Source organism: Nocardia suismassiliense (assembly GCF_900269665.1).
In the GTDB taxonomy this organism is placed as follows: Bacteria; Actinomycetota; Actinomycetes; order Mycobacteriales; family Mycobacteriaceae; genus Nocardia; species Nocardia suismassiliense.
Genome location: NZ_LT985361.1, coordinates 1,246,602 through 1,265,822 on the forward strand (window position 1 = coordinate 1,246,602; position 19,221 = coordinate 1,265,822).

At 66.8% G+C, this 19,221-nt stretch carries 18 protein-coding genes, 1 tRNA gene and 1 pseudogene; 12 read left to right on the top strand and 8 right to left on the bottom strand.

Translation table 11 applies throughout. The features are described from left to right. Positions 1-95 precede the first annotated feature (95 nt). From DBO33_RS05710 to DBO33_RS05730, 5 genes are all read left to right on the top strand, one after another. Positions 96-842, top strand: a complete 747-nt coding sequence (locus DBO33_RS05710; protein WP_107654088.1) for a TauD/TfdA family dioxygenase — start codon at positions 96-98, stop codon at positions 840-842. Next, positions 839-1,081 carry a hypothetical protein gene (locus DBO33_RS05715; protein ID WP_107654089.1) on the top strand — a complete coding sequence of 81 codons (243 nt, stop codon included), beginning with the start codon at positions 839-841 and terminating at the stop codon, positions 1,079-1,081. Before DBO33_RS05710 ends, DBO33_RS05715 begins: the two co-directional genes overlap by 4 nt. Further along, positions 1,078-1,356: a hypothetical protein gene (locus DBO33_RS05720; RefSeq protein WP_107654090.1), complete on the top strand. Its 279-nt coding sequence runs from the start codon at positions 1,078-1,080 to the stop codon at positions 1,354-1,356. Before DBO33_RS05715 ends, DBO33_RS05720 begins: the two co-directional genes overlap by 4 nt. A 243-nt stretch (positions 1,357-1,599) precedes the next feature. Further along, a complete protein-coding gene (locus DBO33_RS05725; protein WP_407670481.1) occupies positions 1,600-2,259 on the top strand; it encodes a type IV toxin-antitoxin system AbiEi family antitoxin domain-containing protein in 660 nt (219 codons plus the stop codon). Positions 2,260-2,373: 114 nt separating this feature from the next. Continuing rightward, positions 2,374-2,796 carry a nucleotidyl transferase AbiEii/AbiGii toxin family protein gene (locus DBO33_RS05730; RefSeq protein WP_325050793.1) on the top strand — a complete coding sequence of 141 codons (423 nt, stop codon included), beginning with the start codon at positions 2,374-2,376 and terminating at the stop codon, positions 2,794-2,796. Positions 2,797-2,898: 102 nt separating this feature from the next. On the opposite strand, the gene DBO33_RS05735 is transcribed toward DBO33_RS05730, so the two are convergent. The 6 genes and pseudogenes from DBO33_RS05735 to DBO33_RS05765 all read right to left on the bottom strand — a co-directional run bounded on the left by DBO33_RS05735 (position 2,899) and on the right by DBO33_RS05765 (position 9,301). Next, positions 2,899-2,971 (bottom strand) — tRNA-Arg (locus tag DBO33_RS05735). A gap of 65 nt (positions 2,972-3,036) precedes the next feature. After that, positions 3,037-4,055: pseudogene (locus tag DBO33_RS44650) on the bottom strand (SAM-dependent methyltransferase). 86 nt (positions 4,056-4,141) lie between these two features. Beyond that, positions 4,142-5,515, bottom strand: a complete 1,374-nt coding sequence (locus DBO33_RS05750; RefSeq protein ID WP_107660012.1) for a S41 family peptidase — start codon at positions 5,513-5,515, stop codon at positions 4,142-4,144. A 119-nt stretch (positions 5,516-5,634) separates the two neighbouring features. Continuing rightward, on the bottom strand, positions 5,635-6,432 hold the full coding sequence (locus DBO33_RS05755) for a DUF1542 domain-containing protein (RefSeq protein ID WP_407670599.1): 798 nt from the start codon (positions 6,430-6,432) through the stop codon (positions 5,635-5,637). Positions 6,433-6,452: 20 nt separating this feature from the next. Next, positions 6,453-8,012: a flavin-containing monooxygenase gene (locus tag DBO33_RS05760; protein WP_234390704.1), complete on the bottom strand. Its 1,560-nt coding sequence runs from the start codon at positions 8,010-8,012 to the stop codon at positions 6,453-6,455. A 146-nt stretch (positions 8,013-8,158) separates the two neighbouring features. Beyond that, entirely contained in the window at positions 8,159-9,301 is a 1,143-nt protein-coding gene (locus DBO33_RS05765) for an acyl-CoA dehydrogenase family protein (protein ID WP_107654092.1), read from the bottom strand. Positions 9,302-9,484: 183 nt separating this feature from the next. Between DBO33_RS05765 and DBO33_RS05770 the strand changes: the two genes are divergently transcribed. The 5 genes from DBO33_RS05770 to DBO33_RS05790 all read left to right on the top strand — a co-directional run bounded on the left by DBO33_RS05770 (position 9,485) and on the right by DBO33_RS05790 (position 15,444). After that, positions 9,485-10,441 carry an extracellular catalytic domain type 1 short-chain-length polyhydroxyalkanoate depolymerase gene (locus DBO33_RS05770; RefSeq protein ID WP_159080127.1) on the top strand — a complete coding sequence of 319 codons (957 nt, stop codon included), beginning with the start codon at positions 9,485-9,487 and terminating at the stop codon, positions 10,439-10,441. 357 nt (positions 10,442-10,798) lie between these two features. Then, a complete protein-coding gene (locus DBO33_RS05775) occupies positions 10,799-11,185 on the top strand; it encodes an ArsR/SmtB family transcription factor (RefSeq protein WP_107660014.1) in 387 nt (128 codons plus the stop codon). Positions 11,186-11,358: 173 nt separating this feature from the next. Beyond that, positions 11,359-12,348 carry a cation diffusion facilitator family transporter gene (locus DBO33_RS05780; RefSeq protein ID WP_107654094.1) on the top strand — a complete coding sequence of 330 codons (990 nt, stop codon included), beginning with the start codon at positions 11,359-11,361 and terminating at the stop codon, positions 12,346-12,348. Between the two features lie 201 nt (positions 12,349-12,549). After that, positions 12,550-13,776 carry a serine hydrolase domain-containing protein gene (locus DBO33_RS05785; protein ID WP_234390705.1) on the top strand — a complete coding sequence of 409 codons (1,227 nt, stop codon included), beginning with the start codon at positions 12,550-12,552 and terminating at the stop codon, positions 13,774-13,776. Positions 13,777-13,806: 30 nt separating this feature from the next. After that, positions 13,807-15,444, top strand: coding sequence for a long-chain fatty acid--CoA ligase (locus DBO33_RS05790; protein WP_107660015.1), 1,638 nt, complete (start codon positions 13,807-13,809; stop codon positions 15,442-15,444). Positions 15,445-15,514: 70 nt separating this feature from the next. Here DBO33_RS05790 and DBO33_RS05795 read toward each other — a convergent pair whose 3' ends face one another. Together DBO33_RS05795 and DBO33_RS05800 are read right to left on the bottom strand one after the other, a co-directional pair. After that, positions 15,515-15,907, bottom strand: a complete 393-nt coding sequence (locus DBO33_RS05795; protein WP_107654096.1) for an SCO5389 family protein — start codon at positions 15,905-15,907, stop codon at positions 15,515-15,517. Between the two features lie 60 nt (positions 15,908-15,967). Beyond that, positions 15,968-17,014, bottom strand: a complete 1,047-nt coding sequence (locus DBO33_RS05800; protein ID WP_107654097.1) for a nitronate monooxygenase — start codon at positions 17,012-17,014, stop codon at positions 15,968-15,970. Positions 17,015-17,262: 248 nt separating this feature from the next. On the opposite strand from DBO33_RS05800, the gene DBO33_RS05805 reads away from it, so the two are divergent. Both DBO33_RS05805 and DBO33_RS05810 read left to right on the top strand, forming a co-directional pair. After that, positions 17,263-18,084, top strand: a complete 822-nt coding sequence (locus DBO33_RS05805; protein ID WP_107654098.1) for a M23 family metallopeptidase — start codon at positions 17,263-17,265, stop codon at positions 18,082-18,084. Between the two features lie 91 nt (positions 18,085-18,175). Further along, positions 18,176-19,162: a helix-turn-helix domain-containing protein gene (locus tag DBO33_RS05810; protein WP_107654099.1), complete on the top strand. Its 987-nt coding sequence runs from the start codon at positions 18,176-18,178 to the stop codon at positions 19,160-19,162. Positions 19,163-19,221: the final 59 nt, after the last annotated feature.

Consider the following 19,221-nt stretch of genomic DNA (forward strand, 5'->3'; position numbering starts at 1 on the left):
CGTGACGCTAACACCGGAGATGGCGGACAGACCGCTGGTTAGTGGTTGACGATCTGTCAGTGGACGCACCAGCAACGCCAGCGCACCGTTATCCCATGTTGGTTGACTTGCAGCAGGATTGGGCAGCAGCGGTCGCGGCCAAGCTCGCCGCCGACGGCTTCGCCCCCATCGAAAGAATCAGCACCCGAACGCAATTCGTGACACTGGGTGCCTCATTGGGGTGCATCATCGCCCACCGTGACAGCGACAAGGATGGAGTGACGACCCTTCGAGATCGCGGTCCCCTCGCGTCGAAGGTTGGTTTCGAGGGGTTCGGCACCGGGCCTCTTCCCCCACATACGGACCGCTCGGGCGTCACGGAACCGCCTGCCCTTCTCCTGGTGGTTTGTGAGCAGAAGAGCGTGACGGGCGGCTACTGCACCGCAGTAGACGGGCGCGCCGTCTACGCCGATTTGGCGGCCTGCGACCCTGACGTCCTGGATGCTCTAAGCCGCTCCCGCATAGCCCTTTTCGGCGGCGCAAGCGGTCATCTCGGCTCGATCTTCGAGCCTGCTCAGGGTGGACGGATACGGATTCGGTATCGCACCGATGGGCTGGTCAAGTACTCGCCGGACATCATGCGCTACCTGCCCGTGCTCGCCGCAGCGATCAAGCGGCACACGATCCTATTCGGCCTCGAGCCCGGCGAAGGCTACGTGTTGCACAACCATCGCTGGCTGCACGGCCGGACGGCCTTCACCGGCGACCGTGTCATGTACCGGCTGAGCTTGAACCCGCACCCGGAATTCGCGATTCCGTCCGGCTTCATCCGGCCGGACTTACCGATGGCTGTGGCTGGATGAACGTCGATTTCGACACCGTGCGGACGGCTGTCCGTTTCGAGAACGGCTCCGACGATCCGAACGCCTACCCGTACTACGACCACTGCGGTTTCGACCCTGGACCGCTCACCGCCGAACAGGCGCACCAGCTCTCGCAAATCCACTTGCACAGCGATTCCGTGCAGTGCAGGCAAAAGCAAGCGGCCTTGGCGGCGCTGGAGAAGTCCGGGAAGCTACGACGGCCGGGAGCACGACAATGAACGGATTGTCTTGGCTGCCGTGGCGCGGCCAACTCGAATCGGCGGAGTTTGCCAAGGTCGAAGCGATTCTCAGAGAAGCCCGCCGCGCCGACGTCGAGACCATGACGCGCATCGCCGAGGAACTGAGGGCGGAAACCGAACGGCCCCGCCAGCAAGCAGAAATCGACGGCGTAATAGCCCGGTACAGAGCGACGCACCCGGAATCGTCCATACGCCTCGGGCGCGCCGCGGAACCGATATCCGAGGACAGAAACGAAGAGAAGGAAGGCGACTGACGACAGTTCGATCGGATACGAACAGATCGCCCCTTCGCGATGCCCCCGGTGGGGCGCTTCCATCAGTCGTCGTAGGCCAGCCTCTTCTTGCTGTGCAGCTGGTCATCAAAAATCATTTCGTCCTAGCGGGCCGCAGCGTAAGTGCTTACGTGGGCAGGCAACCATGCCGATGAGCAACTGCCACCAATCCAGTAGTATGCAGTTAGTTGGGTTATAGCCAACTATTTGCATACTCTTAGGGAGGTGGCGCTGGTGGCTGAACATCGCGGCATCGTCCTGCCCAGTGAGCTCTGGCGGGCACCGCTGCGAACCCTGCGGCCGCAGGACTTGGCTGGCATCTACGCCCAACCGCGGCCCGAGGTCGCGCGGCTCGTCGATCGGGGCGTGTTGCACCGCGTTGCTCATGGCTACTACATCATCGTCCCGCTGGACTATGTCGGTCGGACCTGGCTGCCCGAACTCGAGCCAGCCGCCGCAGGTATTGCCTCATCGATTTACGGGCCGGATCGCACCATTGTCATGGGAATCAGCGCAGCCCGCGTGCTGGGAGCCGTACCTCGTGCGCTGGCGACCGCGGTTGTCGCGGTTCCGGGTCAGCACCGGTCGATCGCGCTGACTGATCGTGCGGCGCAAGTCCGGTTCGTCCGCCGGGATACCGAAGCGCTGGACGCGGAGCGTGTCGAAACACCGCTGGGCCAGGTGCTGGTCACGACGCCGGAGCAGACAGTGCTCGATCTTGCCCGGCGTCCGGAACTGGGCAATGCCGAGATCGAGGTTCGTCCGGCGATCGAGACGCTTTATCACCGGAGTGATTTGGCGAGACTTGCACAGCTCGCAACAGACCAGCGGCGGGTTGCGGCGCTACGACGTGCGGAAAGTTGGGTGGGGCATGAGCATCGATGAACATGACAGGGTCGCAGCTCAATTCGGAGTTCCCCAGAGCAGATCGAACGCGACCATCTGATCTCCCACCTGCTGGCCGCGATCAGCCGAGGATTCGGCGAACAACTCACATTTATCGGTGGAACTGCTCTTGCCCGTACACATCTGACGAGCGGCAGGCTCAGCGAAGACATCGATCTGGTCGCGCTGGACAACCGATCGTCACTGGTATCCGAACTCGACGCCGCTTTGCCGCGATCGGTCGCACGAAGCTACGGTCGGTTGGAATGGGCACCGTCATTGACGGATATCCCGGATACCGGATCCGCCCACCTTCGCGCCGCATCCGGCGTCTCCGTCAAGATCCAGCTGCTGTCAGCACGTGGCAGACCGGCATGGCCAACTGAACTCCGCGACCTCGAGCAGCGATACAGCGACGTGCCACCAGCCGAACTTCTCGTGCCCACATTGCCGGCTTTCGTTGCAGGGAAGACGGCAACATGGCACGACCGGCGCGCTGTCCGTGGTTCGAGATGCCTGGGCGCGTATACGGAGTGAGTGACAAGACTGACCAACGTGGCCGGGAAGCTGGACAGCGCACCTACTGGTTTCGCTGCTGCATACCCAACCGGGTGCGGTAGTCGGGCCCCGTGGAGCTTGTGCCCTCGGCAGGATTCGAACCTGCGACACCCGCTTTAGGAGAGCGGTGCTCTATCCCCTGAGCTACGAGGGCTGGCGCGGTTTGCACCGGGACGTCGGGGAGTCTACCGGGTGGATGCGGCTAGGACCGAAACGGATTCAGGGGGACTTGGTGCCGACGGCGATGATGTAGTCGGCCCAGGGGCCCCAGAGGGTTAGGGCGGGGTGGCTGAAGGCTAGGCGGAGGGCTGGGTTTACGCGGCGCATGTCGGGGTCGCGGAGGCGTTTGGTGAGGTAGGCGGCGAGGTGGGTGTAGACGTGGCGGCGGATGGAGTAGGTGGTGGCGTTGCTGAAGCCTGCGGCGGTCAGGGCGCGGCGGTAGTGGTGGAGGTCGAAGATGTCGGTTTTGGGTAGGGGGCTGGGGTGGTCGGTCAGGTTCATCTGTTGGCGCCGGCGCAGGATTTCGGCTGTCTCTTCTACGCATCTGCGGCTGCCACAGAAAAGTAAGGTGGAGGTCTCATGTTGTTGTCTATCAGTGACACGAGTCGAGTTGATGGGGGNCGGGTGGTGGGGGTTGTGCGGGGGACTATGTCGGCGGTGACGAGTTTGCCGCCGGGGCGGAGGACGCGGTGGGCCTCGGCGAAAAACTTTGGGTACGAGGGGAAGTGGAAGGCTGACTCAAGGGCGGTCACCTTGGTGCAGGACTGGTCTGGGCAGGGGAGGTCGATTGCTGAGCCGTACTGGTAGCGGATGCGGTGGGCCAGGCCGAGTTCGGCGGCGCGTCTGGTGGCGATCTCGATCTGTTCGACGGCGATGTTGACACCGATGATCTGCTCGGGCTCGAATTCCTGGGCCCAGAGGAAGTCCTGGTCGCCGTAGCCGAAGCCGACGTCGAGCTGGATGTCGCCGGGGCCGAGTTCGGCCTCGCGGGCGACCAGGCGCGCCAGGTCGCGGCTCGCCTCGTCGAGGGTGGCCGGGTTGTCGCGCCAGTAGCCGAGATTGATGAACAGGGAGTCCTCGCCGAACAGGTTTCGCGGGCCGACTACGTCGTAGACTCGGCCGACTCGCTCGCCCGAGGGCAGGAACGGGACTCTGGACCACTCGTAGCATTCCTTGGCCCAGCGCAGGGATCGCGTCCGGAAGTCCTCGACTGGGATGTCGGCGGTGGTCAGCGTCATGAGCTCTCCCGATGCTCGCTCGACCAGTTGCCGCCAGTCGATTCGGATTCCCGACGTCAACAGTCTCAGACAGTTTGCTCGAACCGTCAAGAGCCGCTGGTCAGCCAGCTGACCGCGCGATCGAAGGCGGAGTCACGGTTCAGGGCGAACTCTTCTTCGGTGAAGACCGGCTCGGTCAGTTCGGGTGGGACGCCGGTGCCATCGAAGGTGCGGTCGTCGGAGGTCAGGAATTGCTCGTTCGGCACGCCGAACCACCAGTGCTCGTGGCCGGCGCCGGGCAGCTTGCGCTGCATGACATCGGAGAACACGCCCTGCGTCGGTTGCCCGATTCGTGTTGTGCGCGAGGGGCGTTCGAGCATCGCCTGAGTGAAGGTCTCGCCGGCGCTGACCGTGGAGCCGCCGGTCAGGATCGCGACGGGGCCTGCGTACGCCCCGTGCGCGGGTTCGACGCGCTGCGGCTGGGGTCCGATGGTGCGGGTCTTCTTGGCGTAGGCGAAGTACGGGCGGTCGGTGAGCCGGGCGGCCAGTTGCAGGCCGAGGCTGTCCGAGCCGCCGCCGTTGATCCGCAGGTCCAGGATGAGTCCTTGGAGCCGGATGCGTCGGTCCTCGGTGAAGATCGCGTCCAGGGCGCGGTCGAGTTCGGCGCTGTCGGCGGCGAAGGTCCGTTCGGTGGTGTAGCCGCTGAACGCGGAGAGCCGCAGGTAGCCGTAGTTCTGGCCGGGTAGGTCGGCGTAGCCGATGCGGCCGTTGGCGTATTCGGTCAGTGGATGCTGCTGGAGATCGCGGCGCTGGACGTACTCCTTGACCTGTTGGTCGAGTTGCGGACTGGGGATGGTCGTTCCCGGCCGGACCGTGCCGAAGAACCTCCCGTCGCCTGCCGACACGACCACGTGTGCGTCGTGCAGTGGCGCGACCATGTCCCGCAGCGCCGAGAAGAGCGCGTCATCATCGCCGCGCTGCTCGGCCCGGGTGGCGCGCTCGCGGAACTTCTCTCGAACCTGCTGCCAGTCAACGCCTTTCGCCGCGAAGAAAGGGTAGTGCTCCTGAAAGGTCTGCCAGAAGACATCGAAGGCGGCGGGCACGACCGAGCTGGTGCACGACAGCGGTAAGGCGGAGAGACGGCGTAGCGTGCGGTCTCCGGGCGATCCGTCGATGTGCAGCGTGGCCCGGTCAGGGCTGTCGCCGGGACGCAGGGTGAGCACGTCCTTGCCTTCGGTGACGTAACGGCCCTGACTTCCGGAACGTACTGCGGTGTCGTCCTTCAGGCAGCTGAGCGCGGTCAGCTGGTAGGACTCGAGCGCGTCGGCGTGCACGGAAAGCACGCTGCCGTAGTCGTCGACCTGCCAGAAGCCGGACGGAAAGTCAGCGGCGGACGGTATGTCCGCGGAGCAGCCCGTGATCGTGCCGACGGCCACCAGTGCGGCGGCGAGGGCTGCGGTTCGCTTGCGCTGCATGGTCATTCGTCCACCGTTCACCATGGCTCGGCGCGGTGGCAACCGGGGAGGCAGGTCGAACGAGGGTGGGGCTAGCCGTACTACTCGCTCGCGCAGCGAATTTGCCGTCAGTTCGCCAACGGGTCTCAGAAGCTCCCACCGTCGAACCCACCACCACCATCGAACCCACCACTGCTATCGAACCCGCCGCTGTCCCAACCCCCATCGAATCCGCCTGTGTCACCGCCGGACTCGTACCCACCGGAGTCGACCGCGCCGCTGTCGCCACCCGCCTCGAACCCACTGTCTCCGGCGGCCAACCCGTCCTGATACCCGTCGCCGTACCCACTCTCGAACCCTTGCGCGTCGTACCCGACCCCGGCCATCCCGGAGAACAGCGAGGAGAACAGCAGCGCCGACCCGATCCCCCAGGCCCCGCCGACCAACGCGGGCTTCCACCACGGCTCGGAGTACCAACCCGCGGGCACCGGCCGCCCAGCCACCCGCCCACCCGGGTAGTAATTCGGTGTCGCCGACGAGGGATTCGGCGAGGCCGCGATCTCCCGCCCCTCATGCTCGATTACCCGCTGCTCAGTGACCTTGCCCGCAGCATCCTGCCCATCGAGAACGGGCACCTCGGGCCCGGGATCCATGCCCATCGCACTGCGCGCGGCCCGGATGTAGTACAAACCTTCGAGCGCGGTGTGCTTCGCCAACCGCGCCTGCGTGGGCGTGCGCGCCTGATCCAGCTGTGACCCGGCGGCGAGATGCCGTTCGGACGCGTCGACCAACGCCTGCTTCGCCGCCTCGTTACTGCCGCTGAGGTTGTAGATCTGACCGCCGAGCCGCTCGTTGACCTGGCGGGCGTCGGCCAGCGCGTCAGCGAGCGCGTCGGCCGTGCGCTGCTTGCTCTGCCGGGCCAGCACGAGGACGAAGGCGCCCATCGCCACGATCACCACGACGATCAGTAGCCACAACACCGCGCACCTCTTCCGTTGCCGGGATCCGAACTGGTGTCCAGTTTACTGGGCGCTTGCTGAGACCTGGCTGAAAAACGGTGGCGCGCGTCTGCCTGCGCTTCGTCGAAGTCGGCCACATCGAAAGTCTTTGTCTTCCAACGGTAGAGCACGGTGGCGCCCGGCCAGTTGTTGGTGATCCGGCCCGCCGCGTTGCGGTACCAGCTGGAACAGAAGTTCCACGGCGTATCTTTCAGCCGCCGCTGCAGCCAGTCGTCCCACTGCTGTTCGGCGTTCGCGCGGGCGGCGAGGTAGCGGCCGGGCCGGTCGGTGAGGTACTGCACCACCTGACGGATGTAGCGCGCCTGCGATTCCAGCATGTAGATGATCGAGCCGGAGCCCACATTGGTGTTCGGGCCGTACATCATGAACAGATTCGGGAAGTTCGGCACGGACAGTCCGAGGAAGGCCCGCGCGCCTTCGGCACCCCAGACGTCGGTCAGTTTGCGACCGCCGATGCCGTAGATGTTCATCGGCGCGAGGAACTCGGTGCCCTTGAACCCGGTGCCGTAGACGATCACGTCGACCTCGTGCTCGACGCCGTCGGCGGTCCGGATGCCGGTGGGCGTGATCGCCTCGATGGCGGTGGTCTCCACGGTGACATTCGGCTGGGCCAGCGCCGGGAAGTACTCGTTGGAGAACAGGCCACGCTTGCAGCCCGCCGCGTAATCGGGCGTCAGCTTGGCGCGCAGGTCGGCGTCGGGTACTTGCTTGGCCCGGTGCCGGTCGGCCAGCGCGATCACCGGCGTCTTCATCGCCGGAATATCGGTCAAGGCCAGCGCGAGCACCTCGAACAGGGACCAGATGGCGAACCGTTCGGCGAGCCGGGTCGGCGGCAGATATTTGAACACCGCCTTATGCGTGGTGCTGTATTCGGTGTCGAACTTGGGCAGCACCCAGGCCGCCGAGCGCTGGAACAGCGTGAGGTGCGCGGCCTCGGGCTGGATGCGTGGAATGTATTGGATCGCACTGGCTCCGGTGCCGATGCAGGCGATCCGCTTGCCGCTCAGTTCGACGTCGTGATCCCACTCGGCGGAGTGGAAGGCGGGGCCTGCGAAGGTGTCGATGCCGGGAATGTTCGGCATGGCGGGCCGGGACAGCTGGCCGACCGCGGGCACCAAAATATCGGCGGTGAGCTGGGCGCCGTCCGCAGTGGTGACGGTCCAGCGTCCGGTCTGCTCGTCGAACTCGGCATCGGTCACCTCGGTGCCGAACCGGATGAAACGCTCCAGGTCGTGCTTGCCTGCGACACCACGCATGTACTCGTGGATATCGCGCTGCTCCGAAAACCGCCGTGGCCAATCGGATTTGGGCTCGAACGACCAGGAGTACAGCGGCGAAGGCACGTCGCACGCGGCACCGGGGTAGGTGTTCTCCCGCCACACCCCGCCCAGATCCGCGGCACGCTCCAGGATGGTGAACGTGTCCACCCCGGCCCGCCGCAGCTCGAGCGCCACTCCGAGCCCCGCGAACCCGGCTCCGATAATGATGATGGACGGCGTTGTCATGATCCGAGCCTAAGGTGCGAACCCGCAGGTCCGAAGAGATCCGCGGTCAATGAATCGGCATTTTCGGCCATATCTGCCGCGAAAGTCCGCACGCTTTCGGGGTCCCGGACCCGCAGCCGGTGCGATACCGACGACGGGTGCGGCGGTCAGTTGCCCGCGAGCTGGCGGGCGATGACCAGGCGTTGGATCTGATTGGTGCCCTCGAAGATCTGCATCACCTTGGCCTCGCGCATGTAGCGCTCGACCGGGAAGTCCTGGGTGTAGCCGTACCCGCCGAAGACCTGGACGGCATCGGTGGTCACCTTCATGGCGGCGTCGGTGGCGATGAGTTTCGCGACGCTCGCCTGGCGCGAGTAGGGCAGTCCGGCGTCGCGCCGGCGGGCCGCGTCGAGGTAGGTGGCACGGGCCGAGTCGACGGCGGCGGCCATGTCGGCCAGCACGAAACCGAGCCCCTGGTGGTCGATGATGTGGCGGCCGAAGGCTTCTCGCTCCTTGGCGTAGGCGACCGCGTCGTCGAGCGCGCGCTGCGCCAAACCCGTTGCCACGGCGGCGATGCCGAGCCGACCGGAGTCCAGGGCGCTGAAGGCGATCGAAAGTCCTTGTCCCTCTTCGCCGATCAGCCGCTCGACGGGCAGGAACGCGTCGTCGTAGGCGGCGGTGGTGGTCGGCACGGCGCGCAGGCCCATCTTCTCCTCGGGCTTGCCGAAGCTCAGGCCCTCGGTGTCACGCGGCACCAGGAAACACGAAATGCCGCGGGAGCCTTCGCCGGTCCGCGCGAAGAGCGTGTAGAAATCGGCGCGGCCACCGTTGGTGATCCAAGCCTTCGCGCCGTTGATCCGGTATCCGCCGTCGACCTTCGTCGCCCGGCAGCGCAGCGCGGCCGCGTCGGAACCGGCGTGCGGCTCGGAAAGGCTGTACGCGCCGATGGTTTCGCCGGAGAGCATGGTCGCGAGCCAGTTCTGCTGCTGCTCTTCGGTGCCGAAGGTGAACAGCGGATGGCAGGACAGGCTGTGCACGCTGACCGCCACCGCGACCGCCGCCCAGCGCGCCGCGAGCTCCTCGAGCACCTGCAGGTACACCTCGTAGGGCTGGGCGCCACCGCCGAATTCCTCGGGATACGGCAGGCTCAGCAGGCCGGCCGCGCCGAGGGCCGGGAAGACACCGTCGGGAAAGGTCCCGGTCTTCTCGCACTCGACCACCCGCGGTTCGAGCACCTTGTCGGCGATATCGCGGGTCAGCTCGAGCAGGTCCCGAGCCTCGGACGTCGGCAGCATTCGATCCACTGGCATGCCCCTACGCTAGCGAGTCCGCCGCCGTCCGGGGCGCCAGGTCGTCCCCATCGATCGGGTAGCTGGCGCGGTAGGTGGCGCCAGAGTTGCCGGCGCTCGTTCGGGACGCGCGGAATCCACTGTGCCCGTTTATATCCGGCGGCCGGTACATTCGACCGTGACCCTCGCTGGAAGGAATCGATGGTGCGCGGTACTACTCGTCGCGGCAGGTTCGTCGTCGTGCTCGCCCTGGTGGCGCTGAGCATGCAATTCCTGCTGTCCGCGCCGTCATCGGCGCAGGCGGTGGTCGAGCGCGGCTTTGCCAATGCGGCGGGCACCCGCGACTACTACCTGCATGTCCCGCCCGGCGACCCGGCGGGCAAGCCACTGATGATCTACCTGCACGGCTGCACCGACCCGTGGCGCCAGCTCGCCGACACCGGATTCTCGCTGACCAGGATCGCCGACGAACTCGGATTCGTACTCGCCTACCCGATCCAGACCGAAGCGGCCAACGACCGGTACTGCTGGAACTGGTTCGATCCGGCGAATCAAGCACGCGGGCAAGGGGAGTCGTCGATCATCGCCGACCTCACCGCCGCGTTGATCGGCGAGTTCGGGCTGGACCGGTCGCGGGTCTACGTGGGCGGATACTCCGCGGGCGGCGCGATGTCCACCGTGCTGGCCGCGACCTACCCGGACCTGTACGCGGCCATCGCACCGATGGCAGGCGGTCCGTACCAACTGGATCCGCAGACGTTCCGTGCCGACCTGAGTGGCGCGTCGATCGTGGCGGCGATGGGGGAGCGGGCCAGGCCGGTGCCCGGGTTCTTCCTGCAGGACTTGCTCGATCAGACGAGCCTGTATCCGATCGGGCGCACGAACCTGGTGCAGTGGCTCGGCGTGTACCGTCTCGCAAGCGATCTCGCGGTGCTCGCGGTGCCAAGCACGGTCACGACGAGCACGGATCCGGTGCCGACGACCATCGAGCGATACGACGCGGGCGGTTGTGTTCTCGCCGAATTCCGTACGCCCATCGGGCCCGATCACATCGGCGGCGGGCTGCTGATGCAGTCCGAGCGCGGTCTCGGCCTGCAACGCGAGCTGATGAATTTCCTACTGGCACACCGGCTCGGCGGCCCTCGGCAGGCCTGCGGCTGAGCGGCCGGTGCGCGAACGGACCGAGCCGACCGGTCGGCCCGCGATGCACGTGCAGATGTGAGTGCATATCGATGGCTCGAACTTTGCTGGCGCATCGCTGAATTCGCGCAGGTCAGAGCGGTCGCCAAGGGATAGCCAGTACTGGCCGACCGGCTGGTTTTGTCTCATTCGGGATGATATTCGGCAGGTCGCCTGGCGCAGTAGTGCCATAGCGACTAAGTATGTGAGTGGTTCGATCGGGACGGACCGGCATGTCGGCGGCCACGCAGGGGGTGTCGCCGCCATTCCGGTCCGAGGGGCGACGGGCGCGTGCGATTCGGGGTAGCCGCGCCCATCCGTCCGCTCTATTATCTGCGTATGAATGCAGATAACCAGGAAGCTCGCCCGCTGGCGGACGACCAGGTAGGTCTGGTCGTCGAGGTCTTCCGGATGCTCGCCGATGCGACCCGGGTCCAGGTGCTGTGGGCGCTGGTCGACCGCGAACTCTCGGTGAACGACCTCGCGGGCAGTGTCGGCAAACCCGCGCCCTCCGTCTCCCAGCATCTGGCCAAACTGCGGATGGCGCGGCTGGTCAGCACCCGACGCTCCGGCACCACGATTTATTACAGCCTGGAGAACGAGCACGTCCGGCAGTTGGTGGTGGACGCGGTCTACAACGCCGAGCACGCCGGTCCCGGAGTGCCGCCGCATCACCGCGACGACGCCGCCGTTCGTGCGCTACCGGGACGGCGGGCGGCGAAATGAGCTGCACGAAACATATTGCTGCACAACATGTCTTGGAGTGTGACGTGGGCAGTGCGACGGATGAACCCGCTCCCGGACGCGGTGGCGGCAATCACGAAAACGACGGACACACTTCAGGTTTGGGGCACCGGCAGGCGCACCCGGAATCTCACGCGCACAACCGAAGTCACGGAGTGCACGAGCACGTGCACGAACACGGCGAGCACACCCATGCGCATCCGAAAGGGTTGCGCGGCATCCTGCGCGAGATTTTCGTACCGCACAGCCACGACGCGGCCGACAGCGTCGATGACGCGCTGGAAGCCAGCGCCGTCGGCATCCGGACGGTGCAGATCAGCCTGGCCGTACTCGGCGTCACCGCGGTATTGCAGGTGCTGGTCGTGCTGGCGTCCGGCTCGGTGGCCTTGGCTGCCGACACCATTCACAACTTCTCCGACGCGCTGACCGCGGTGCCGCTGTGGATCGCGTTCGCCCTCGGGCGGCGCGCGGCGACCCGGCGCTACACCTACGGATTCGGTCGCGCCGAGGATCTCGCGGGCCTGTTCGTGGTCGCCATGATCGCGCTGTCGGCCTTGATCGCCGGGTACGAGGCGGTTCGCCGAATGATCGCGCCGGTGCCGATCCAGCATCTCGGCTGGGTCGCGCTGGCCGGCGTGATCGGTTTCCTCGGCAACGAGACGGTCGCGCTGTATCGCATCCGGACCGGACGGCGCATCGGCTCGGCCGCCCTGGTCGCCGACGGCCTGCATGCCCGCACGGACGGATTCACCTCGCTGGCGGTGCTGCTGGGCGCCGCGGGTGTCGCGCTCGGTTTCCCGCTGGCCGACCCGATCATCGGCCTGCTGATCACCGTTGCCATCCTCGCCGTGCTGCGCACCGCGGCCAGGGACGTGCTGCGCCGTCTGATGGACGCGGTCGAACCGAGCCTGGTGACCGCCGCCGAGCAGGCCCTCGCCGCCGAGCCGGGCGTGCAAGGCGTGCGCAGCCTGCGCATGCGCTGGATCGGGCATCGGCTGCACGCCGACGTCGAATTGGACGTCGCATCGACCATTACGCTCGCCGACGCGCACCGCGTCGCGCACGAGGCCGAGCACACCCTCACCCACGTCGTGCCCAAGCTGAACACCGCCGTCGTGCACGCCTACCCGGCGCACGCGGGCTGACCTGCCATGACTGAGGGCAGACGCCGTCGATCTACTCTCCGGAGCACATTTGTGATCGGGCCCGCCCTAGCCGCCTTACCGTTGGGTAGCATTCGCGATGTGATGTGGCTCATGGTCAGTGTGGGGTGAACAATGCTGACTCGCGTCCGGAACCTTTCAAAGCTGCCTGACCTGCTCCATCGCAGCTGGATTCCGGACGATATGGAGTCCGTCGCGAGCATCGGTGCCGAGGCGGAACCGACCGAGCTCGGGTTGCCGCCGGATTACGCCGAGCGGATCTGGCGGCGGATGCAGGTCGTGTATCGCAGCGGCGTCCATCCGGCGATCCAAGTGTGTATCCGTCGACACGGAGTTGTCGTCTTCGACCGAGCGCTCGGCCACGCGCACGGCAACGGCCCGGACGATCACCCGGAGACACCGAAGGTGCCCGCCACTCCGAGCACCCCGTTCGTCACCTACTCGGCCTCGAAAGGCGTCACGGCGTTCGTCGTGCACCTGCTCGTCGACCGTGGCCTGATCGAGCTGAACGCACCGATCTGCCGATACATCCCCGAATACGGTTGCCACGGCAAGGAATCCATCACCGTCGGGCAGGTGCTCGCGCATCGCTCCGGGGTGGCGAACCTGCCGAGAGAAGCGCTCACCGCCGAAGCCGTCTCGGAACGTGCACTGCTGGTACGAAATCTGTGCGCGGTGCGGCCCTCTATCGCACCCGGCCGATTCCAGTCCTACCACGCGTTATCCGGCGGTTTCATCCTCGGCGAAGTGGTGCACCGGGTCACCGGCAAGGACATCCGCACCGTGCTCGCCGAGGAGATCCTGGACCCGCTGTCGTTCCGTTGGACCAATTACGGTGTGGCACCCGAAGATTTCTCTGCCCTCGCGCGGAACTACCGGACCGGCCTCGCCCCGCTGCCACCGTTGTCGCTGGCGATGGAGCGGCTGCTCGGCGTGTCCTTCGCCGAGGCCGTCGAAACCGGCAACGACCCCGCCTATCTCAGCATCATCGCGCCCGCGGCCAACGTGGTCAGCACCGCGAACGAGCTGTCGCGCTTCTACGAGATCTTCCGGCGCGGTGGCGAACTCGACGGTGTCCGGGTGATGCGGCCGGAAACCATTGCGGCCGCGCTCGTTCCGCAGTCCAGGATCGAGCCCGACCTGTCGCTCGGCATGAACTTCGGCTTCGGCTACGGCCCGATGCTGGGCGGCCGGGTGGTGAGCCTGTTCGGCCCCGACACCCGCCGCGCCTTCGGCCATCTCGGTTTCACCAACAACGCGGCCTGGGCCGACCCCGAGCGCGCGCTCTCCTGCGCCGTGCTCACCAGCGGGAAACCGATCCTGTATCCCGAACTGATCCGCTGGGTCGGACTGCTCTACGGGATCACCTCGGAGACACCGAAGGTCGCCGAAACAGACTTGGCTTTCTGAGTGGAAGTCACTGAAGAAAAAGGAGTTCCGATGTTGAGCACTATGCAGGACGAGCCGTTGTCGCTGGCGACGTTGCTGCGCTACGCATCGACGTTTGTCGGCGATTCGACCGTGTCCACCTGGACCGGTACAGGCGTGCGCACCATGACCTATCGCGAACTCGGCGCGGACGCCGCCCGGCTGGCGAACGCATTGCGCGAGCTGGGCATCGGCATCGGCGATCGGGTCGGCACCTTCATGTGGAACAACAACGAGCATATGGTGGCCTACATCGCGGCGCCCGCGATGGGTGCGGTGCTGCACGCGCTCAATATCCGGTTGTTCCCCGACCAGCTGGTCTACGTGGCCAATCACGCCGAGGACAAGGTGGTGCTGGTCGACGGCACCCTGCTGCCGATGTTCGCCCAGTACTTGCCGAACCTGAAGACGGTCCGCCACGTCATCGTGGTCAACGGCGACGCGTCGACGCTGGACGCGCCCGAGGGTGTGCAGGTGCACGCCTACACCGAACTCCTTGCCGCACAGCCGGACACCTACGACTTCCCGGTGATCGACGAACGGTCCGCCGCGGCAATGTGTTACACCTCCGGCACCACCGGCGACCCGAAGGGCGTGGTGTATTCGCACCGCTCGAACTGGCTGCACGCCATGCAGGTGTGCTCGCCGAGCGGCATGGCCTTCACCGGCCGGGACTCGATCCTCGCGATCGTCCCGCTGTTCCACGCGAACGCGTGGGGCATCCCGTACGCGGCGTTGATGTCGGGCGCGAATGTGCTGATGCCCGACCGGTTCCTGCAGCCGGGCCCGCTACTGGAGATGATGGCGGCGCAGCAGCCGACCTTCGCCGCCGCGGTGCCGACCATCTGGGGCGGCGTGCTGGCCGGGCTGGCCGCGCACCCGCAGGACATCACGCATCTGCGCACCGCGGTGGTGGGTGGCTCGGCGGTGCCGCCGTCGATGATGCGGACCTTCCAGGAAAAGCACGGCGTGCGAATCCTGCACGCGTGGGGCATGACCGAGACCTCCCCGCTCGGCAGCGTCGCGCATCCGCCGACCGGCGTGACCGGCGAGGACGAGTGGGAGTACCGCTACACCCAGGGCCGATTCCCGGCGAGCGTGCAGGCCAGGCTGGTCGGCGACGACGGCGCCGTGCTGCCGAACGACGGAGCAGCGCTGGGTGAGTTGGAGGTTCGTGGTCCGTGGATCACCGGCTCCTATTACTCGCCGGACGGCGCCGAGGTGGACCCGGACAAGTTCAACGACGGCTGGCTGCGCACCGGTGACGTCGGCAAGATCAGCAGCGACGGCTACCTGACCCTGGTGGACCGGTCCAAGGATGTGATCAAGTCCGGCGGGGAATGGATTTCGTCGGTGGACCTGGAGAACGCGGTGATGGGTCACCCCGCCGTTGCCGAGGCGGCCGTGATCGGCGTGCCGGACGAGAAGTGGGACGAGCGGCCGCTGGTGGCGATCGTGCTCGCCGAGGGCGCCGAGGCCAAGGCCGACGAGCTGCGTGACTTCCTGGCCGATAAGTTCGCGAAATGGCAACTGCCGGAACGCTGGACGTTCATCGCCGAGGTGCCCAAGACCAGCGTCGGCAAGTTCGACAAGAAGCGCCTGCGCGCCCAGTACGCCGACGGCGACCTGACGGTCACCACACTGTCCTGATCGGACCCGGTCGACGCATCGGCCCGGCGCGGCGGAAACCCTTGCCGCGCCGGGCCGTTGCGTTCGACGATCAGCAGTTACGCAGTTCCGGGTTCTGATTCAGCAGCTGGGCCCTGGTGCCGATGAACGTGCTGTAGGTCTCGCCGCCGACCGCGGCGAGCGGGAAAGCGGCCACCCGGTGGCAGTTCTGGAAGGCGAGTTTCACGCCGAAGTGCCGCTCCAGGCCGCCGCGGATCGCGTCGGAGGCCATGGCGCGCAGCAGCTGCCCGCGGGCCACCTCGTCCGGCGGCGGAACCACGTTGTCGGCGTATTCGGCGGTGCCCGAACGCAGTTCGCCGGCCACCCGACTCACCACTTCCCAGGCGTAGGGCAACGAAGTGCGGACGACCTCGACGAAGTCGGCGTCGTCGACTTCGCCGCGTTCGGCGCGTTCGAGCAGTGCGGTGGGGACATCGAGAGACATAGCGCTCCTCCAGAGTGGATGGCCGATGCGATGCGTCTCGATTCTAATCGAAAGTCGTTGTCAACAAACCTGGATTCGCCGCGAAAGTGCTGCGTTCAGTGCGGATTTCGTATCGGCCGCCAGCGTGCGGACCAGTTCGCCGGCCGGTAACTCCGGTGCCAGCGAATGGGTTTGCCCCGCCCAGAGATTCACGTTGTCCGGGTCGCCCGCGGCCCGGGCTTCGGCCCGCAAAGCCGCGGTGGCGTAATGGATCTCCGGGTACGCGGCCGGTGCGGTCGCGCTGTGCTCGACCATGAATTGATTGCGCAGGCCACGGGCCCGGCGGCCGGTGAAGGCGCGGGTGAGCATGGTCGGGGTTTCGGTGGCCAGCGCGGCGCGGTGCACCGGATTGGTGCCCGCTTCGGGGCAGCGCAGGAACACCGTGCCGAGTTGCACGGCCGCCGCGCCCGCGGCGAGTGCTGCCGCGATGCCCGCGCCGGTGCCGAGGCCGCCGGTGGCTATCACCGGTCGATCCGTCGTCGCGGTCAGGATCTGTAACAGGGCGAGCACGCTGAGTGGATCGGTGGCGTCGTCCTCAGGCCGGTCGACGAAGGTGGCGCGGTGCCCGCCGGCTTCCGCGCCCTGCGCGATGAGCACGTCGGCGCCCCGCTCGACCGCGATCCGTGCTTCGGCCGCCGAGGTCACCGTCACCCAGCTCTCCGAGCCGACCGCATGGAGACGGGCAATCTCCTCGGCAGTCGGGCAGCCGAAGGTGAACGAGACGACCGCCACCGGATCGGCGACGAGCAGGTCCAGCTTGGCGGCCCAGTCGTCGGTGTCGTACTCAGCCGCACCGACCGGATGCTCCCGCGCGAGTTCGGCGAGGTATCCGGCGTAGTGATCAGCGGGGGTCGCGGGGCCCGGCACGAAGAGATTGACGCCGAACGGTGCGTCGGTCGCGGCGCGGGTCGTGGTGATCCGGGCGGCGGTGTCGTGCGCACTGAGGTAACCGGCGGCCAGCAATGCGAAACCACCGGCTTCGGTGACGGCGACGGTCAACTCGGGCGTCGAGGGTCCGCCTGCCATCGGCGCGAGCACGATGGGGACGGCCAAATCATCGATGATCACGGCTCCAGTGTGGCTTACTGGACAACCGACCCGGTGTTTACCTGCGTCTTTGCGCAGAAGGTTGCGGAATGGTCACGCTGGCGTAGAGTTCCCATCACAACGGATGCCAAACCGTTACATCGCAAGCTTGATCGGATCGTTACCGAACCTGATTCGCGAGAGGCCCGGCACCGCTGAACCACCTGTTCTTCGGACGCAAGGACGCAGCTTTGTCGCACCATCGGGTAGGCCCCAGTTCCATTACCGTCATGAGCCTTATCGGCGATGAGATTTCGGGTCGGCCGACGCGGCATCGCGTCGAGTCCACCGCGACCGAGCGGGTGAAGGCCGCCGCTGGTGTCGCGGTCGCCGCAGGCGCCTTGATCGGCACCGTCACGCAGATCGCCCCGGCTGTCGCCAGCCCGTTGCTGCCCGGTGCGCACGACGGCGACGAGGCCGACGCCCCCATGACATTCCGTGGCACCGGCATCATGCCGGTCGCCCAGACCAAGCTGGCCCCCGCGCCGGAGGCTCCGGCCCCCGAGGCGCCGGTCGCCACCCAGGTCGCCGCGCCGGTGGCCGCCCCGTTCGGCCTGCCGAACCTGCCGCCGGAGATCGCGGGCCCGCTGGCCCAGGCCGAGCAGATCCTCAAGGGTGTGCAACAGCAGGTCGCGCCCGCGCCGTCGGGTGCGGTGCGCCCGGTCGCCGGCGAGGTCAGCTCCGGATTCGGTAGCCGCTGGGGCGAATTCCACTACGGCCTCGACTTCGCCGACCAGATCGGCGCCCCCATCCACTCGGTGAGCAACGGCACCGTGATCGAGGCGGGCCCCGCGTCCGGCTTCGGCCTCTGGGTCCGCGTGCAGCAGGACGACGGCACCATCGCCGTCTACGGCCACGTGAACGAGATGCTTGCCCGGGCGGGCCAGCGGGTGAACGCGGGCGACGTGATCGCCACCGTCGGCAACCGGGGCAACTCCACCGGTCCGCACCTGCACCTGGAGATCTGGGACCAGGGCGGCAACAAGATCGACCCGATGCGGTACCTCGCGGCCAAGGGTGTGCCGCTGCAGTGGGGCCCCTCGGCGCACTGATTTCGCTGCCGGGCTTGATATTCCGCCGATTCCCCCGCCTCTCTGCGGGCAGGGCTCCCCACAAGGACCGGTCGGTCGATAGGCTCGGGCCGTGACCGAGCTGGGCGACATCTTCGAGCCTGGATCACCACACGGCCGGACCTATGCCGTGCTGGTGCATCATCCGCGATCGAGTCTCGCCGATATCGCGCAGTATCTGGGCGTTTCGGAGGAGGCGGCCGCGGCCTCATTGGACGTGCTGTGTGACTTGCGCGCCGCCGTGCGCGTGAGCACTCCCGACGGCGCGCCCGCGGTGTGGGACGCCCACGCCCCGGAGTCGTTGTCGGAGGCCGAGGCTCGGCGAAGACAGCAGCAGATCAACCAGATGCACACGGCCGCAGCGCGGCTCAGCGAGACGTTCCGTTCGGTGCGCCGCTCGCCGCGCAGCAACGGCGCCGTGGTGCCGGTCTTCGAACGCCTGGAGATGCTCGCCGATTTCGAGGAGATGCAGACCGCGGCGCGCAGCGGCGTCAAGGTGATCGAGCGCGGACCGTATCTGAGCGATGTCGAGCGCGAGCGGCAGTTGTTCCTGCTCAAGCGCGGCCGGCTCGGCGAAGGCATCCGCTACCAAACGCTCTACCAGGACACCATCTATCAGGATCCGGAACGGCTGCGGCACGCGCTGTCCACCAATGCCAGTGGGGCACAGGCGCGCACGCTGCCCGAGCCGCCGTTCAAAATGATTATCAGCGACGACGAACGCGCTAGCCTGGTGCTGCACGTCGACGAACGCCGCCCGGACCCCATGGGATTGCGGATCACCGGCTCACCCGCGCTGGATCTGCTGATCAAAACCTTCGACGTGCTGTGGTCACTGGCCGCTCCGATCTCGGTGAACCCGACGGCGGAGGCGCTGGACGAACGTGACCGCGCGATCTTGACCCTGATGGGTCTCGGTGCCACCGACGACACCATCGCGCGCAGGCTCGGTATGTCGCGGCGTACTGTGGTCCGCCGGACCGCGCGACTGCTGGAGCGGCTCGGCGCGAGCACCCGATTCCAGGCCGGGGTGCAGGCAACCCGGCGTGGTTGGTTGTGAACTAGTTCACCGATCCGGGTACTCCTGCAACGCGACCGGCTCTAGACCGATATAAACCC

Bases quoted from the DNA above. Each gene is read 5' to 3' on its own strand.
- DBO33_RS05710 (WP_107654088.1), top strand. From the start codon at position 96: ATGTTGGTTGACTTGCAGCAGGATTGGGCAGCAGCGGTCGCGGCCAAG.
- DBO33_RS05715 (WP_107654089.1), top strand. From the start codon at position 839: ATGAACGTCGATTTCGACACCGTGCGGACGGCTGTCCGTTTCGAGAAC.
- DBO33_RS05720 (WP_107654090.1), top strand. From the start codon at position 1,078: ATGAACGGATTGTCTTGGCTGCCGTGGCGCGGCCAACTCGAATCGGCG.
- DBO33_RS05750 (WP_107660012.1), bottom strand. From the start codon at position 5,515: ATGACCATGCAGCGCAAGCGAACCGCAGCCCTCGCCGCCGCACTGGTG.
- DBO33_RS05755 (WP_407670599.1), bottom strand. From the start codon at position 6,432: ATGGGCGCCTTCGTCCTCGTGCTGGCCCGGCAGAGCAAGCAGCGCACG.
- DBO33_RS05760 (WP_234390704.1), bottom strand. From the start codon at position 8,012: ATGACAACGCCGTCCATCATCATTATCGGAGCCGGGTTCGCGGGGCTC.
- DBO33_RS05765 (WP_107654092.1), bottom strand. From the start codon at position 9,301: ATGCCAGTGGATCGAATGCTGCCGACGTCCGAGGCTCGGGACCTGCTC.
- DBO33_RS05775 (WP_107660014.1), top strand. From the start codon at position 10,799: ATGAATGCAGATAACCAGGAAGCTCGCCCGCTGGCGGACGACCAGGTA.
- DBO33_RS05785 (WP_234390705.1), top strand. From the start codon at position 12,550: ATGGAGTCCGTCGCGAGCATCGGTGCCGAGGCGGAACCGACCGAGCTC.
- DBO33_RS05790 (WP_107660015.1), top strand. From the start codon at position 13,807: ATGTTGAGCACTATGCAGGACGAGCCGTTGTCGCTGGCGACGTTGCTG.
- DBO33_RS05795 (WP_107654096.1), bottom strand. From the start codon at position 15,907: ATGTCTCTCGATGTCCCCACCGCACTGCTCGAACGCGCCGAACGCGGC.
- DBO33_RS05805 (WP_107654098.1), top strand. From the start codon at position 17,263: ATGAGCCTTATCGGCGATGAGATTTCGGGTCGGCCGACGCGGCATCGC.